Here is a 13,377-nt window from a genome sequence, read left to right as displayed (position 1 = left end):
CCTTCTCGGAATCAGGCCAGTCATACGACCCCAGCCCGTGACCGCACCGTCCACGCGCCACTTCAACTTCGCCCGCACCCGCCCGGTCACCGTGTCCACACCGGCCCAGCGAGCCGCTCGCCGACGCGCCACGACCGCCACGACCGCCACGACCGCCACGACCGCCACGACCGCCACGACGTCAAGGCTGCCACGACGTCAAGGCTGCATCAGGAACGGACACTCAGCTTGTTGCAGAGGGACGCGTTGTTGAGCCCGGTGGGTCGTACCCGCACAGCCACGTTCGCATCGATGTGGCATCCGGCATCGAACGACGTCTCGTAGCGAATGTGACGACAGGGCCTAGGGCTCCTCTTTCGGACCACTCTCGCGGGCACGCGATAGGTTGCCCGCCATGACTGGACTCGGACTCGACGCCTGGCCACCTGACCCGATAAGGACCGAACGGCTCGTGCTCCGCGAGTCCGAGGCGCGGGACCGTGCGGCGTTCATCGAGCTGTTCGCATCGCCGGAGGTGCGTACCTACCTCGGTGGCCCTCGACCTCGTGACGAGCTCGAAGGCGCGGTGCCTGAAGTGCCCGGGCGGCGCCCCGGCCTTTTCGTGATCGAGCTCGACGGAGCGATGATCGGCACCATCGAGCTCAACCGGCGCGACGCGGAGCGTCCGGGGCACGTCCGTCCGGATGCCGGGGAGGCCGAGCTCGGCTATATGTTCCTGCCGGAGGCGTGGGGATGCGGGTATGCCACCGAGGCGTGCGCGGCGGCGCTCGGCTGGTTCGCCGACGCGCTTCCCGACGAGCCGGTGGTGCTCTGCACCCAGACCGCCAACGACCGCTCGATGCGCCTCGCGGCGAAGCTGGGGTTCACCGAGGTGCAACGGTTCGAGGAGTGGGGCGCCGAACAGTGGTTCGGCGTATGGTCCTCGGTCACGCGGTCCGGTTGAGCCAGGTCGTTTCTCTCGGATCAGGGGGCTGACCAGATGAAGATGCCTGCGATGTGGGGTGCGGCGAGCTGGATGGTGGCGGTCTGTCGTAGCGGGTGCTCAGGCCGCGCCGTTGCTTGAGGCGGTTGATGCAGCACTCGACCGTGCTGCGCTGCTTGTAGGCGTCGCGGTCGAAGGCGGGTGGTCCGTCTCCGGCCCGTCCACGGCGCGCGCGGCGGGCGGCCCGGTCCGCAGGCTGGTGAATTGCCGCCCAAATGCCCCGGCGCCGCAGGTGATCACGGGTGGCCCGCGAGGAGTACGCCCAAGAGGCACGTGAGTTGGCCGGCGCGGCCGTCCGACTCCGGCCCGGGGAACCCGCACGTCTCCATGACCGCGTCGAAGGCGGTGGAGTCGTCAACGTTTCCCGGGGTGATGACAATGGCCAGGGGCAGGCCCCGGCCGGTCTCACGCGAGATGGACCTTGGTGGTCAGTCCGCCGCGGGACCGGCCGAGCGCCTGGCCAGCCACCGCGCGTGCCGGCTTCCGGTTCGTCCCCCGCCGCCGAATCACGGTCTTCCCAGGCGCCTGTTCGCCCGGGCCATCGCTAGTCCTGGTGCTCTGCTGTGCGTTGGTGGCGATGGCCACCAGAGGCCGGGGCCCGCCGCACGGGCGGTTCCGGGCCCGGCCGTCCACTGTCAGCCCGAGTGGACGCCGCCATCGGTGCGGGAGGCGCCCTCGGTCGCCGCCATGTCCTGCGTGCCGATGACGCCGAGCAGCTCAAGTTGAGCGGCGCCCTCGGTACCGGGCGGGGCCGTGAACCACAGGAGGCGCTGGCGGCCGTCCTCGCTGAACAGACTGTGGCAGTCCAACTCGATGACGCCCAGCGTGGGGTGCACGATGCGCTTGTGATCGGTGCGGCGCAGGCCGACGTCGTGGGTGTCCCACAGGGCAGCGAACTCCGCGCTGCGCCGCCGCAGTGCGGCCGTCATCCCGGCGACCTCGGTGTCGCGGCCCCGGCGGGCGGCGACTGCCTGCAGGTCAGCTACGAAGACCCGTGAGTGGTGCGGATGGTCCTCGGGCGGGTAGACCGCGCGGGCGGCCGGATCGGTGAACCAGCGGTACGCGAAGCCGGTGGCGGGGCCGCGCGGTTCCGGAGCCCGGCCGAGCAGTGCCGCGGCCAGCTCGTTCTGTACGAGGGTCTCGTGCAGGTCGGTGATGACCTGGGCCGGGGTGGTGGCCAGCCGGTCCAGCAACCCGAGCAGGGCGGGCTGGACGTGCCGCGCGCTCGCGCCGTGCGCCGATGCGGGCAGCGGCCGGTCGGCGAGATGGAACAGGTGGTCGCGCTGGTCGCCACCCAGCCGCAGCGCCCGGGCCACGGCTGCCAGTGTCTGGGACGAGGGCTGGGCGCCGCGTCCGCGCTCCAGTTCGGTGTAGTAGTCGGCCGACAGGCCCGCCAGTTGTGCGACCTCCTCGCGCCGCAGGCCGGGCACGCGGCGCCGGGGCCCGGCGGGCAGGCCGACGTCGGCCGGCCGGATCCGATCACGCCGGGACCTGAGGAACGCCGCAAGCTCGGGAAGGTTCACCCGCCCATCGTCGCCTCTCCGGCGGGGTCCGAGCCAGGGGCTGGTGACCCCTGGGTGGGCTCAGCCCTGGCCGGAGCGGGTGACTCGGACGGATGGTTGCCCCATCGGGGTCGGCCTCCTGCTCGTTGTGAGCAGCCCCGGCGCCCCCGCACGAAGAGAGAGCACCATGCCATTCGCGAACTTCAAAGTCCCCGCCGGCGCCCTCACCGCAGAACAGAAGGAGCAGATCATCACGCGCACCACCGACCTGTACGCCGAGATCTTCGGCGACGGCGCCCGGGCCACCACCCTCGTACTGGTCGAAGAGGTCGCCGACGCCGGATGGGGCATCGGCGGCGGTGTCCTGACGCTTGCCAAGATCCGGCAGACCCCGCAGGAGTGACGACCTGACCGGTCGCCGCCCGCGGCGCGGCCGCATTCGTTGCCCCGTGGAGGGCGGCGCGGATCTTCGTGCGTTCACCTCGGCTTTCTGGAGCCCCTGATTGGCGCCTGGCAGTTGGGCTTGCATCCGGTCTCCCAGCAGGTGACGTTGCGCTCTGCCCGCGCGTCAGGCTCTGGCTGCCGAACCGTGTGGGCGGCCGACTGCTGAAGCCGGGCTGGAGCCGCATCGCCGACTGCGCGTGGCTTCGGAGGGTTCGCGGTGTCGAAGAGGCGTCAAACCACGGGCGCCGACGACGACATCGGGTGGCTTTGGGCCTCGTCGGTTTGGTACCAGCGCGGTAATCATGACGACAGCGCAATCCACGTGGAGTGCCATCACGCAGACCGTGCCGATGGCCGCGGTCACAACCATCATCTTCGGATATCTCCTCTCGCTGGCCCTCGCCCGCCGCCAGGAGGTCGGGAAGCAGAGGGCGGCTTCCGAAGCCGCCATGCGGCAGAGCGTCCGGAGCATGCGACAAGCCGTGGCGGCAGCGGCGCTGCACTACGCCGAGGGCGGCGCCGGTTCGGAGCCGGAGTTCGTGACGCCGGACATCGGTGAATTCACCCTCGATGTCGTTGGCTCGGCATGGCATTTCCCTAGGGGGCGGCAGCACGTAGTCCGCTCCATCCTTGCCACCTTGGTCGGCGAGGTCCGGGTTCGGATGGCTGAAGAGTTCGGGCCGAACCTGGGACCGCCCGACCACCCCCTGGGTGAGCCGTTGCGCCTCATCGAGGAACGAGGCAGTCGGACCCGGGAACAACGCCTGGCGGCGGGGGCGTACGGCCAGGGAGACACGGAAGAGGTCGCGGCGTACGCCGCTCTGTCTTGGAGCGTGGACTACAGCGAACGGACGGGTGCGGACCACCACGGACTCTTCGGTCCTCTGGAACACCACTACCTTGACGTCCGCGCCAGAGTTGCGGTCGGGCCACCGGATATTCGGCACAAGGTGACGCCCGTGCTCGCGGAGCTTGACAAGTTGCTGGCCATCGCAGGTGGAGCCAGGCAACTCGGCAGCCGCATGTGAGAGCGACCCCGGCCGGGAGGGATCCCGGCCAGGGCCGTCGACGTGCGTGGTCGTGAAGGGCGGTCGCCTACGCGGCGAAAGGCTCCATGAGGCTTCAGCCGAACGATCGTCCTCATGGGCTATAGGTGAGGCCCGGGGACACTGTCCCCTTCACAACCACGCCTGTTGTAACCACGTCGAGGTCATGGATGTTCCCGGCGCGGTCCGGCGAGTCAGTGCCCGATCCGGGTCTACCGGTGCCGACCGGTGCCGACCGGCCGGCGGGTATTCTCGCCCCGCTCCTCCGACTGTCCCAGCTGGTAGGCGACCGAGGCCGTGCTCGACAGTCCTACGGTACGGGCGCGGGCCAGGTACAGGTCGATCAGGTCGGGTGGGAAGGCGTCGGGTGTGGAGCCCGGTCGCCGGGCTCAGCCGACGTGAACCAGGGTCTCCTCGCTGCCGAGGTGGGCGGCGCCCGTGTCCATGTACATGGTGGTCTCACCACCGGACCAGCGGATGACGAGGTCGTCGGTCCGGTGGTTTCCCGTGAAGTCGCCGGTCGTCATGACCGTGTCGTGCGTCCAGAGCCCGTTGGGGTTCAGGATGCGCTGCTCGGTACCGAGGCCCGATGGGGTCGTGCCGACGTAGTTGTCGAGTTCGCCGTCGGTCCACCGCACCATGAGGTCCCACTTCTGGTTGCCGGAGAACTCACCGCTGGTGAGAAGGGTGGCATCCCTCCACGTGTCGTTCTTGTCCTTGAGCTTGTGCTCCTGGCCGAAGGTGCCCGCGCTGACGTTGGTGTAGAGGGTCACTTCGCCGTCGGCCCAGCGGACGACCAGGTCGGTGACGTAGTGGGAGGTGCTGAAGCGGCCCGCCACGATCTGGGTCGCGTTCTTCCACAGGTCGTTGGGCTTGATCATCTGGGTGCCGGCCCGGTCGAGGCCCTTGGTGCCGATGTCTCCGTAGAGTGTGACCTCGCCGTCCACCCAGCGGACCATCAGGTCGAAACGGTTCGACCCTGTGAAGTCGCCCGCGGTGATGGTCTTGGCCTTCTGCCAGGTGGAGTTCTTGGGCAGCAACTGCCGCTCGCCCGTGAAGTGGCCGCGCCCGTCGCTGTTGTGGAGCGTGACCTCGCCGTCGGACCAGACCACGACCATGTCGCTGTGGCCCTTGCCGTCGAAGTCGCCCGAGGCCATGAGACCGGCGTGCTTCCAGGTCGCGCCGGTGCCCATGGTGTAAGGCAGCGACGGCTGTTCGTAGGGACCGTAGTCGGGGTTGCGGCCCTGCTGGGCATCGGCGTAGAGGCGGAAGAAGCGGTCACCGTGCAGCGGGCTGTAGGTGATCTCGTTGTATCGCGGATCCGAGCCGCTCACATCGGGGCCGCCCTGAAGAAATCCGCCCACGTTGCCGATGATCGTGCCGGTGTCGCCGGAGGGGTCGAGCGCGGAGAAGAACGGCCCGCCGGAGACTCCGCCCCACATCCCGGCACAGAAGATCTGCATCTGGTAGTAGCCCGACAGTGCGGTCGTATAGATGTCGGGGCAGCGGACCGCCTGGTCCGGAGGGTTGTGCGCGATCTTGGGGTAGCCGATGACGGTCACCTTGTTGGCATATCCGGGTGTACGGGCCAGGGTGTTGGCGCCCACGACGTCCTGGACGTTCTCACGGCCGTTCGGCTTCAGGCTCGCGAAGGCGTAGTCCAGGTCGGAGCTCTTGGCCTTGTCCCAGGTGGCCCTCTTGTCGCGGAACCACTTGTCCACCGCCCAGACCCCGTAGGGCTGCGCGGCCGCAGTCTTGGTGTGGTCGTACTTGGGCACGAACATGGAATTCGAGCCGGCACAGTGCCCCGCGGTGAGGATCAGGTTGTGCCCCCCGCTGCGCACCACGCTGGCCGTGCAGCGGTGCCCCTTCAGCCCCTTGTCCTTGCTGAAGATCGTGCCGACGGACTTGATGCCCTTGAAGTGCTGGGCGGTGATGCCGCCGACGGAGGGCCGCCGGGCCGCTGCCGCCGATCCCTCGGGCGGGGCGGTACGGCCCGAGGGGTCGGTGGCCGAGTGCATGCGCTGGGGAGTCCAGAAGCGGATGGCGGCCTCGACCGTCCAGTCGTCATCGGCGGCCGGCACCGCCGTGCCCGAAGCCGAAGGCGCGGCGGTCGGGCCGGTCGAGTCTGTGGGAGTCGGGCCGGCCGGCGGCTTCGGCGCGGGGGCAGCGCTCCGCAAGGGCCCCGAGGCGGTCGGCGTGGGGGTGGCGGGGGCACGGGGCGCGGTACCGGCCTGGGCCGCGGCGGCGTTGCCCAACAGCGCCACGGCACTCAGCACCGCGACGGCCCCGAGGCGTATTCGTCTGCGGAGCGATTCAGGTTTCTGCATTCGGGTTTCTCCAAGAGGCAGGCCGGGCGGCACGAGGGCCCGAAGGGCAGGCGCCTGCCACGGGACAGCAGGCGAGGCACTGCTGCGGAGTCCGACGCGTGATCTTCCGCCGACGACCTGCTCCGCGCTCACCGCGCGCGACAGCAACCCCCGTTGTGTTCCCCCGTGCCGCCGTAGGGCGGCTTTCGATCGACCGTGGTCAGCGGTCGCAGCCGTCATGATCGCATAGCGGGCGCGCGAATGCACACCTTCTATACGGGTTTATCTCAGTGCAGTTGGGGTGCTCCCAGCAGCATCTCGAGGTCACACACCTGTGCCCGCTGGTGGTGCCCCTTCGCATCGGTCAGTTGCACGCGGGAGCCGTAGTCGTGCGCCGTGGGGTGCGGGGGCCGTACGTCGACGCGAGGGTTGTATTCGGCCATGACCTCACAGGACCCGGACGGAGAGCCGATCGCGTCGTAGAAGACCGGGATCGCGATGCTGTGGCCCGGCTTCAGCACCAGATGGACCGGTGTGGACTTCTTCGGCTTGGAGTCGGCCGACGGCCCCTTGCCGACGTACACACTGAGCTCCGGGTAGCCGTCGAAGGCGCAGGGCTTCGATCCCTTGTGCGCGGCGCTGAGCGTCGCCGTCGGCGTGTTGTGCGGCTTGCCCGGGAGGAGGGTCATCTTCCAGCTCAGCTGGGGCGTTTGGCATGCGGCGATCCGGGTTCCCGAGGCGCTGTCGTTCTGGCCGCAGGCGGCGGCCCCCAGCAGCATCAGGCCGGCCGTGCAGACCGCCGCTGTCCGCCGTGACATGAGATCTCTCCCTGGGTGACGCCACTGCGCGGGGCCGAGTGCCGCCGCTCCTGCCTCACCGAACAACTAGATGCGGGCATGCGCGCCGAGGTTCCACAACGGGCGGCGAGATGATCGCCTCCCCTCGCGCGATCTCGGGCAACTCCGGTGGCTACACGCTCGGCTGCCGCGACGAGACCGCCACCCGGCCGGCCATCGAAGCCTGCGGAACCTGGAGAACGTCACAAGGAAGGGCGGACCCGGCAGTCGTGTCAGGCTGGCAGATCCCCCGAAAACCAGAAGGCACGGCACTACTGGTTTGGTTGATGTCGGGGTACCCAGCGTTGATCAGTGGACGAACCAGTCGGATGCGTTGGTGAGGTCCTCTGCGGAGCACGGCTTGCCCAGGGCGCTGGTGCTGAGCAGGGTTCACTCGCGCAGACGGCGGGTGAGGAAGTCGCGCGGCCTCGTCCGCCTCGGCGACGGTCTCCAGGGCCTGTAGGTAGCAGGCGAAGGTCCAGTGCTCGGCGGGCTCCTCGTCGATGTAGAGGCCGGTCATGCCGCGCGGAAAGGAAGGCGGGGTGTGTTCACCGCGTCCCAGCGGACCTGCGCGGATCGGCAAGTAGCCGAAAAAAGCCGGACCAGGGTCCCGGGGCATGTGCTCCGGGACCCTGGTGTACGTCCTGGCCGCAAGGTCAGGCGGGCGTGATGTTCTCCGCCTGCGGGCCCTTTTGGCCCTGGGTGACGTCGAAGGTGACCGCCTGGCCTTCCTGGAGCTCACGGAAACCGCTGGCGTTGATGTTGGAGTAGTGCGCGAACACGTCCGGTCCGCCGCCGTCCTGGGAGATGAAGCCGAAGCCCTTTTCTGCGTTGAACCACTTGACGGTTCCGCTGGCCATGCTGGTGCCTTCCAGTCGATATCGGGTTCCGCACCACGCGGACCCGGAGGTGATCGTCCTGGTCCCGCACTGCACAGCAAAGCGCCCGCGCCGGAGCGCGGGCAGGTACTGCGAACCACGACATCTGACAGCGACGCTACACGGCGAAACCGCCCACCGCCAGAGAGCAACAGCCATGATCCGCACGGGTCGGGCGAGCCCTGCCGCAGACCCATGCCGACGCCATGGCCGGGCCAGCCACGATCATCACGGGAGTGGCCGGTTGGCAGGGCTTACCAGGGCACGGTCTGACCCGAGCGGTCCAGATACGCCAGACCGGGCGTGCCCAGCCTGGCCAGCAGGACGTCCACCAACAGCGGGACGCTCTCCTCGATGGTGAACGGTGCGTCGGGCCCCCCGAGTGCGGTGCGAATCCAGCCTGGCGCCAAGAGGACAAAGGCGCGTTGCGTCTCGGCCTGCCTGATCGCGAAGCTGCGCACGAACATGTTCAAGGCCGCTTTACTCCCCCGATACACCTCGCGGCCTGCGGTCGTGTTGTTCGCGATGCTGCCTTGCCCGGATGACATCGCTCCGATGAGTCCGGCGGGAGATACGAGGTCTTCGAGCGCTTCCATGACGCGCATGGGGCTGAGAGCGTTGGTGATCATCACCTCGATGAAATCGGCTGTCGTAACCGCGCCGATCGGCGTCTGCTCATTGTTCGTGGTGCCCGCGTTGACGAAGAGCAGGTCGAGCCGGCGTTGCGCGAGACGCTCGTGCAGGGGCGCCAGTTGGTCGGGCTCGTTGATGTCGAGATGCTCGATGACTACGCGCCCGTCGGCTCGGTCCGCGAGATCGTGCAGGGGTGTTCGGGCAGTGGTTTCGCGGACCGTGCCGATGACGTTCCAACCCCTGTCGAGGAATTCGGCCGCCATCGCGTGGCCGAGGCCGCGCGAGGCCCCGATGATGAGGGCGGTCGGCGTGTGCCGGCCTGTGACAGTCGATGACATCCAGCGTCATCTCCGTTCTTTACGTGGTGAGCGTGCTTCGCGTCTTTGCAGGATTTCCCCCATGCCATGCGCATCAATGTCCGAGTCCGCCGCAGCGCAGCCCGATGATGCGCAAATCATTCGTGCACTCCAGGATCACGCCAGATCTTGATCCACTTCTAAATCGGGGCTCAGCAAATCTCGCTCGCCAGCAGCCCCATCGTGAACATGTCGTACCACTTGCCGTCACGGCGGAAGACCTGACGAAGGCGGCCCTCCTCGACGAAGCCGACCTTCTCGTAGACCCTGCGCGCGGCATGGTTCTCGGTAACCACGGTCAGCGTTATCTTGTGAAGGCGCATGTCCTCAAAGCCGTAGCGACAGATCGTCCGCACCGCATCGGTGGCGTATCCACGGCCCCAATACGCCTTCTCCCCCAGGTAGATGTCGAGTTTCGCGATGCCCTTCTCCGGTTCCGCTTCATGCAGCATGACCAGACCGATGAGCTGGCCGTCGGCAAACGTCTCGATGCCAAGGAGCAAGTCGCCATAGGTGTTGCGGGGGCGTTCCTCCAGCCACTTGCGGACGCGCTCCACCGGCTGGGCATACGTGTCGTCCATCCACCGCATGACCTGGGGGTCGTGGTTCCAGCGCCACAGTGCGTCGGCGTCCGCGGGACCCATCGCCCGCAGTTTCACCAGTTCTCCGAGCGCCATGCTCACCGACCCCTTGCATGTCTCGTGATCATCTTACGAATCACGAAGTGGTACCACGGTCGGTGTCGCACGCTCAATCGGTTTCGGGTGCCGAGGCCAGGGCCAGGGACTGTTCGGGAGGAAGCGCCCGACTACCCGGGGACCATGGCACCATGTGGGCCGCTACCGGTTGCAGTTGGGAGAGCCGCATCAGAGGGCGTGGGACCTCTCCCTCCAGTGATCCGGATGTGGCTCCGCGGTGAAAGGCTCACCAGATGGACTATCCATTTGACGCTCCGCCCGCTGACCGGGAACTCCTTGACTTCGCTGTTCGCCTGATCAGCCGTGCCGGGCAGGTATCGGTGAAGGGCTTCTTCGGTGACTGGCACAGCCGCCGCAAGGAGGACGGCAGTGAGGTCACCGAAGTCGACGAAGCGGTTGAGGAACTGATCAGAGCCGAGTTGGGCCGCCGCGTCCCGGAGGACGGGGTCTTCGGCGAGGAGGGAGGTGCGACCAGCGGGACATCAGGACGCCGATGGGTCATCGACCTCATCAACGGCACCACGTCCTTCACCCGCCGGTGGCCGCTGTTCTCGAACGATCTCGCTTATGAAGACGAGCACGGTCCGGCTATCGGCGTGATCAACATGCCGGTGAGCCAGCAGATGATCGTGGCCGGACGAGGACTGGGCTGCTGGGTGCTGACGGGTCCTGACCCGGACCTGCGGTCGGGCCACCGTGGCCGGGTCACGGAGCGGACCCGCATCTGCGGAGCGAGGACCCAGGCGCTCAACCCGGCCGGCTGGCCGGAAGAACTCCTCACCGCTCTGCACCGTCAGGTCTTCCTGATGGCCTCGATGGGCTGCATCGTGGATCTGGTCACCGGCCGGGCCGATGCCGTGGTGATCGCCGGCCCGCCGATGGGTTACGAGGACGTGGCACCGATGCCGGTCATCGTCACGGAGGCAGGCGGCCGGGTGACCGACCTCGGCGGTGCACCGGTGCTGGAAGGCGACATGACGGTGCTGGCCACCAACGGCCATCTCCATGACGCGTTCTTGCACCTGGTCGAGAGCTTGCCGCGCAGCCGTGACCTGCATGCCCTCGACGAGGCTGATTAGTACGGTGACCAGCGGGTGAGGTGCCATCGGGACGCCGTTCCCTCCGGCCTGGGCCGGCAGCGTCATCGCCCGCCGGTAGCGCACCGAACACGTGCTGCTCCGGAGCACGATCTGCTCTACAGCTCGGCGTACTTGGGAATGTGCTCAGGCAAGTACGGACATACGTGCTCAGCCGGATGTTCGTCCGTGTGCTCGCGAGAGACGGGCGGGTGCGACGATCGCGATGTGGGGGCGGCGGGATGGCTGCCGCACTTTCCCGAGAGTGGAGTCGGGCGACGGACGACGAGATGCGCGCGCTTCGACGGCCGTGGCCGCGTCGAGCTGTTACCCGGCCATGCCACGGCCCCGAAGCAGCGCCGGATCGAGCAGATCTCCCACGTGCTCGGCTACCGGCTGCTCGTCATCCAGAACCTCGGCCGCGTCGGCGTCCGGCTCGTCTGCGAACGCGACGACGCCCGCACGCGCGCCGCCGCGTAGAGCTGAGCATTGCCCGGCCGCGCGCCGGTGGGCCGCTGCTGTCGGCGACGGAGCCGTCCTCGCCACCATTCCCACCGCCCCCACCCCCCATCACCCCAACCTCTTACGAACTCCCCCGCGATTGCCTCGGCGTAGTCCTGGCGGCGTCCTGTCCAGCGCTGCAAGGGGCGCCATCGCACCGCGGTCCGCCCGTGCATCCGGCCCGACCGCACTGCCCCGCACCACAGGGTGCGTCCTTGGCCGTCGCTGATGGTGGTGATCTTGATCGTGTTCTGCTTGCGCTCGCCGCAGACGAAGGCGGCCCGTCCGGAGGGTCCGGCCTTCCGCCGACGGACCTGGATTTCGGTGCCGTAGATGCACAATGTGACGTCTTCGGCCTCGGCGTGGGCGAACACGTCGGCCAGGGTGTGCGCAGCCGCAGGTCTGGTCGGAGGGCCCGACCTGCTAGATCACGCCGAGGGCCTCGTGGGGCAAACCGGTGCGCAGGTGGACCGGGGTGACCACAGTCGGTCGGTGACCACGTACGCCTACACGTCTCTTGGCCCAGCGCCGGCCTGGCGCCGCCGGTCCCCACGGCGCAGCTGGCGGCGTCCGGACTCACATCGCGCCTTCCACTGCGGCACGAGTTCGCTGACAAGCTCGCCAAGGTGCTCCCGTGACAGCCCGCAGAATGCGTAACGGGACATGGCCGCGCGTGAAGACGCGGTCAGGCGGGCTGCCACAGCTCGATCCGATTGCCCTCGGGATCGGTGACCCAGCCGAATCGACCGACCCCCTCCATGTCCTGCGTCTCTTCGTCCACGTCCGCTCCCTTCGCGCTCAATTGCGCGAGCATCGCGTCCAGGTCGCGGACCCGGAAGTTGAGCATGGTCTGCTGGGTGCGGGACCCGAAGTAGTCGGTCTCGGACTCGAACGTCGCGAACACCGTCGGGCCGGTTTCCTGACGCCACAGGCCGTTCTCATCGGCGTCCAGGCCCAGGCAATCGCGATACCACGCGTTCAGGGCCGCCGGGTCGGCAGCCCGCATGAAGTATCCACCGATTCCAAGCACACGTTCCATGCCGCCATCTTGCCAGGACTACCCTCGGGCGGGGCCGGCACCACACCATCGCCCGCTTCACCCCCGTCTCAATCGCGGGCGAACTCGAAAGCTCGTTCTTTTCAGCGTTCCGCTTGGCGGATCAGTCTCCGACGAAGACCAGATAGCTGCCTGGAGTCGTAGCACAGTCCTCCAAGAAGGCAGCGAGGACTCGGACTGCTTCGGCTTGAGAGTCGTCGGTGCAGCGATCCAGGAGATCCGGGATTTCGCGGAGTGCGGCTTCGGCCTCTTGCTCGTTGAAAACCGTGTCGTTGTACGGGTCGACCATCCAGAGCTTGCCCGAGGTGTCGGAAGGAAGCGTGGCGATCAGCTGAGCCAGTGCTTCGCCGTGCTTGTGGGCCTCACGGACCAGAGTCGGCCTGCGCATTGAACGTCGGCTGGGCCACTGCGGGCGGCTGTCGTGCAACTGCAGGTCAATTCCCATGACCTGATTCTTCCGCGGGCGGCCCAGGCACGGGCATCCTCTCTCGAATGGCACTCGAACTTGATCACCCGAGGCGGGAAACGCCTGACGCAGAGTCGACTTGCGCTTGATCCTGTGCTCCGGCACAGAGGTATCGGAAGCGGGGATGCGCGGCTGTGGCGAATACGCCGGTCTCCGGTGGCCCGGGCGATCGGCGCTCACGCGGGTGTCGATTCCGGCGCCGCAGTGCACATGAGGGTCATGGGGTCTGACGTTGTACGTGCCGAATATTGCATCCACGCTGGTCACAGCCCTGATTCGACGTCATCGGACCGCGCCTGACGGGGCAGCCTCCCGCGCGGAGAAGAGGCTCTTGGAGCATGCGTGGGCCGACTGCGAGGATGGTCAACTGTGCTGTTGCGACTGCCGTACCTCGCCCTGTCTACCGCCTTCAGCCTCATACGGCTGTTGCCGATGAGTGATCGGGCGAAGGATCTGGAGATCCTGGCCCTGCGCCACCAACTCGCCGTACTGCAAAGGCAGGTAGACAAGCCACAACTGACCTGGCCCGATCGAGCGCTGCTCGCCGCACTGCTTCACCGCCTCCCCCGGGTACAGCTCCGCCAGCTCCACCT

At 67.9% G+C, this 13,377-nt stretch carries 14 protein-coding genes and 1 pseudogene; 5 read left to right on the top strand and 10 right to left on the bottom strand.

What is annotated here, in order from left to right:
• Window positions 1–394 precede the first annotated feature (394 nt).
• The gene (locus ACIQTP_RS40100) at window positions 395–943 is read left to right on the top strand and encodes a GNAT family N-acetyltransferase (protein ID WP_403409301.1); all 549 of its coding nucleotides are present in this window, start codon (window positions 395–397) and stop codon (window positions 941–943) included.
• A gap of 20 nt (window positions 944–963) precedes the next feature.
• Here the strand turns inward: ACIQTP_RS40100 and ACIQTP_RS40095 are convergent.
• A pseudogene (locus ACIQTP_RS40095) lies at window positions 964–1,493 on the bottom strand (IS5 family transposase); the annotation flags it as partial.
• Window positions 1,494–1,617: 124 nt separating this feature from the next.
• Window positions 1,618–2,505 carry a helix-turn-helix transcriptional regulator gene (locus ACIQTP_RS40090; RefSeq protein WP_403409298.1) on the bottom strand — a complete coding sequence of 296 codons (888 nt, stop codon included), beginning with the start codon at window positions 2,503–2,505 and terminating at the stop codon, window positions 1,618–1,620.
• 166 nt (window positions 2,506–2,671) lie between these two features.
• On the opposite strand from ACIQTP_RS40090, the gene ACIQTP_RS40085 reads away from it, so the two are divergent.
• Together ACIQTP_RS40085 and ACIQTP_RS40080 are read left to right on the top strand one after the other, a co-directional pair.
• Window positions 2,672–2,887 carry a 4-oxalocrotonate tautomerase family protein gene (locus ACIQTP_RS40085; RefSeq protein WP_054238373.1) on the top strand — a complete coding sequence of 72 codons (216 nt, stop codon included), beginning with the start codon at window positions 2,672–2,674 and terminating at the stop codon, window positions 2,885–2,887.
• 343 nt (window positions 2,888–3,230) lie between these two features.
• On the top strand, window positions 3,231–3,956 hold the full coding sequence (locus ACIQTP_RS40080; RefSeq protein WP_403409295.1) for a hypothetical protein: 726 nt from the start codon (window positions 3,231–3,233) through the stop codon (window positions 3,954–3,956).
• A 407-nt stretch (window positions 3,957–4,363) separates the two neighbouring features.
• Here ACIQTP_RS40080 and ACIQTP_RS40075 read toward each other — a convergent pair whose 3' ends face one another.
• From ACIQTP_RS40075 to ACIQTP_RS40055, 5 genes are all read right to left on the bottom strand, one after another.
• Window positions 4,364–6,304: a trypsin-like serine peptidase gene (locus ACIQTP_RS40075; protein WP_403409292.1), complete on the bottom strand. Its 1,941-nt coding sequence runs from the start codon at window positions 6,302–6,304 to the stop codon at window positions 4,364–4,366.
• A gap of 266 nt (window positions 6,305–6,570) precedes the next feature.
• Window positions 6,571–7,101, bottom strand: a complete 531-nt coding sequence (locus tag ACIQTP_RS40070; protein WP_403409289.1) for a DUF4232 domain-containing protein — start codon at window positions 7,099–7,101, stop codon at window positions 6,571–6,573.
• A gap of 674 nt (window positions 7,102–7,775) precedes the next feature.
• Window positions 7,776–7,979: a cold-shock protein gene (locus tag ACIQTP_RS40065; RefSeq protein WP_060899524.1), complete on the bottom strand. Its 204-nt coding sequence runs from the start codon at window positions 7,977–7,979 to the stop codon at window positions 7,776–7,778.
• Between the two features lie 272 nt (window positions 7,980–8,251).
• Window positions 8,252–8,968: an SDR family NAD(P)-dependent oxidoreductase gene (locus tag ACIQTP_RS40060; protein WP_403409285.1), complete on the bottom strand. Its 717-nt coding sequence runs from the start codon at window positions 8,966–8,968 to the stop codon at window positions 8,252–8,254.
• 170 nt (window positions 8,969–9,138) lie between these two features.
• Entirely contained in the window at window positions 9,139–9,663 is a 525-nt protein-coding gene (locus tag ACIQTP_RS40055; protein WP_403409282.1) for a GNAT family N-acetyltransferase, read from the bottom strand.
• A 254-nt stretch (window positions 9,664–9,917) separates the two neighbouring features.
• Between ACIQTP_RS40055 and ACIQTP_RS40050 the strand changes: the two genes are divergently transcribed.
• Both ACIQTP_RS40050 and ACIQTP_RS40045 read left to right on the top strand, forming a co-directional pair.
• Window positions 9,918–10,763 (top strand): inositol monophosphatase family protein, encoded by an 846-nt coding sequence (locus tag ACIQTP_RS40050; RefSeq protein WP_403409279.1) that lies wholly within the window; start codon window positions 9,918–9,920, stop codon window positions 10,761–10,763.
• A 225-nt stretch (window positions 10,764–10,988) separates the two neighbouring features.
• On the top strand, window positions 10,989–11,240 hold the full coding sequence (locus ACIQTP_RS40045; RefSeq protein WP_403409276.1) for a hypothetical protein: 252 nt from the start codon (window positions 10,989–10,991) through the stop codon (window positions 11,238–11,240).
• Window positions 11,241–11,946: 706 nt separating this feature from the next.
• Here the strand turns inward: ACIQTP_RS40045 and ACIQTP_RS40040 are convergent.
• The 3 genes from ACIQTP_RS40040 to ACIQTP_RS40030 all read right to left on the bottom strand — a co-directional run.
• Window positions 11,947–12,300: a VOC family protein gene (locus ACIQTP_RS40040; RefSeq protein ID WP_403409273.1), complete on the bottom strand. Its 354-nt coding sequence runs from the start codon at window positions 12,298–12,300 to the stop codon at window positions 11,947–11,949.
• Window positions 12,301–12,421: 121 nt separating this feature from the next.
• Window positions 12,422–12,763, bottom strand: coding sequence for a hypothetical protein (locus tag ACIQTP_RS40035; RefSeq protein ID WP_403409270.1), 342 nt, complete (start codon window positions 12,761–12,763; stop codon window positions 12,422–12,424).
• Window positions 12,764–13,147: 384 nt separating this feature from the next.
• Window positions 13,148–13,377 (bottom strand): hypothetical protein (locus tag ACIQTP_RS40030; protein WP_403409268.1); only part of this gene is annotated, 230 nt, incomplete at its 5' end.

Source organism: Streptomyces sp. NPDC090798 (assembly GCF_044768965.1).
Lineage (GTDB): Bacteria > Actinomycetota > Actinomycetes > Streptomycetales > Streptomycetaceae > Streptomyces.
The sequence above is the reverse complement of the archived record's forward strand: the minus strand, read 5'-3'. Positions and strand labels throughout refer to the sequence as shown.

Bases quoted from the DNA above. Each gene is read 5' to 3' on its own strand.
- ACIQTP_RS40085 (WP_054238373.1), top strand. From the start codon at position 2,672: ATGCCATTCGCGAACTTCAAAGTCCCCGCCGGCGCCCTCACCGCAGAA.
- ACIQTP_RS40060 (WP_403409285.1), bottom strand. From the start codon at position 8,968: ATGTCATCGACTGTCACAGGCCGGCACACGCCGACCGCCCTCATCATC.
- ACIQTP_RS40100 (WP_403409301.1), top strand. From the start codon at position 395: ATGACTGGACTCGGACTCGACGCCTGGCCACCTGACCCGATAAGGACC.
- ACIQTP_RS40050 (WP_403409279.1), top strand. From the start codon at position 9,918: ATGGACTATCCATTTGACGCTCCGCCCGCTGACCGGGAACTCCTTGAC.
- ACIQTP_RS40075 (WP_403409292.1), bottom strand. From the start codon at position 6,304: ATGCAGAAACCTGAATCGCTCCGCAGACGAATACGCCTCGGGGCCGTC.
- ACIQTP_RS40080 (WP_403409295.1), top strand. From the start codon at position 3,231: ATGACGACAGCGCAATCCACGTGGAGTGCCATCACGCAGACCGTGCCG.
- ACIQTP_RS40040 (WP_403409273.1), bottom strand. From the start codon at position 12,300: ATGGAACGTGTGCTTGGAATCGGTGGATACTTCATGCGGGCTGCCGAC.
- ACIQTP_RS40065 (WP_060899524.1), bottom strand. From the start codon at position 7,979: ATGGCCAGCGGAACCGTCAAGTGGTTCAACGCAGAAAAGGGCTTCGGC.
- ACIQTP_RS40055 (WP_403409282.1), bottom strand. From the start codon at position 9,663: ATGGCGCTCGGAGAACTGGTGAAACTGCGGGCGATGGGTCCCGCGGAC.
- ACIQTP_RS40070 (WP_403409289.1), bottom strand. From the start codon at position 7,101: ATGTCACGGCGGACAGCGGCGGTCTGCACGGCCGGCCTGATGCTGCTG.
- ACIQTP_RS40035 (WP_403409270.1), bottom strand. From the start codon at position 12,763: ATGGGAATTGACCTGCAGTTGCACGACAGCCGCCCGCAGTGGCCCAGC.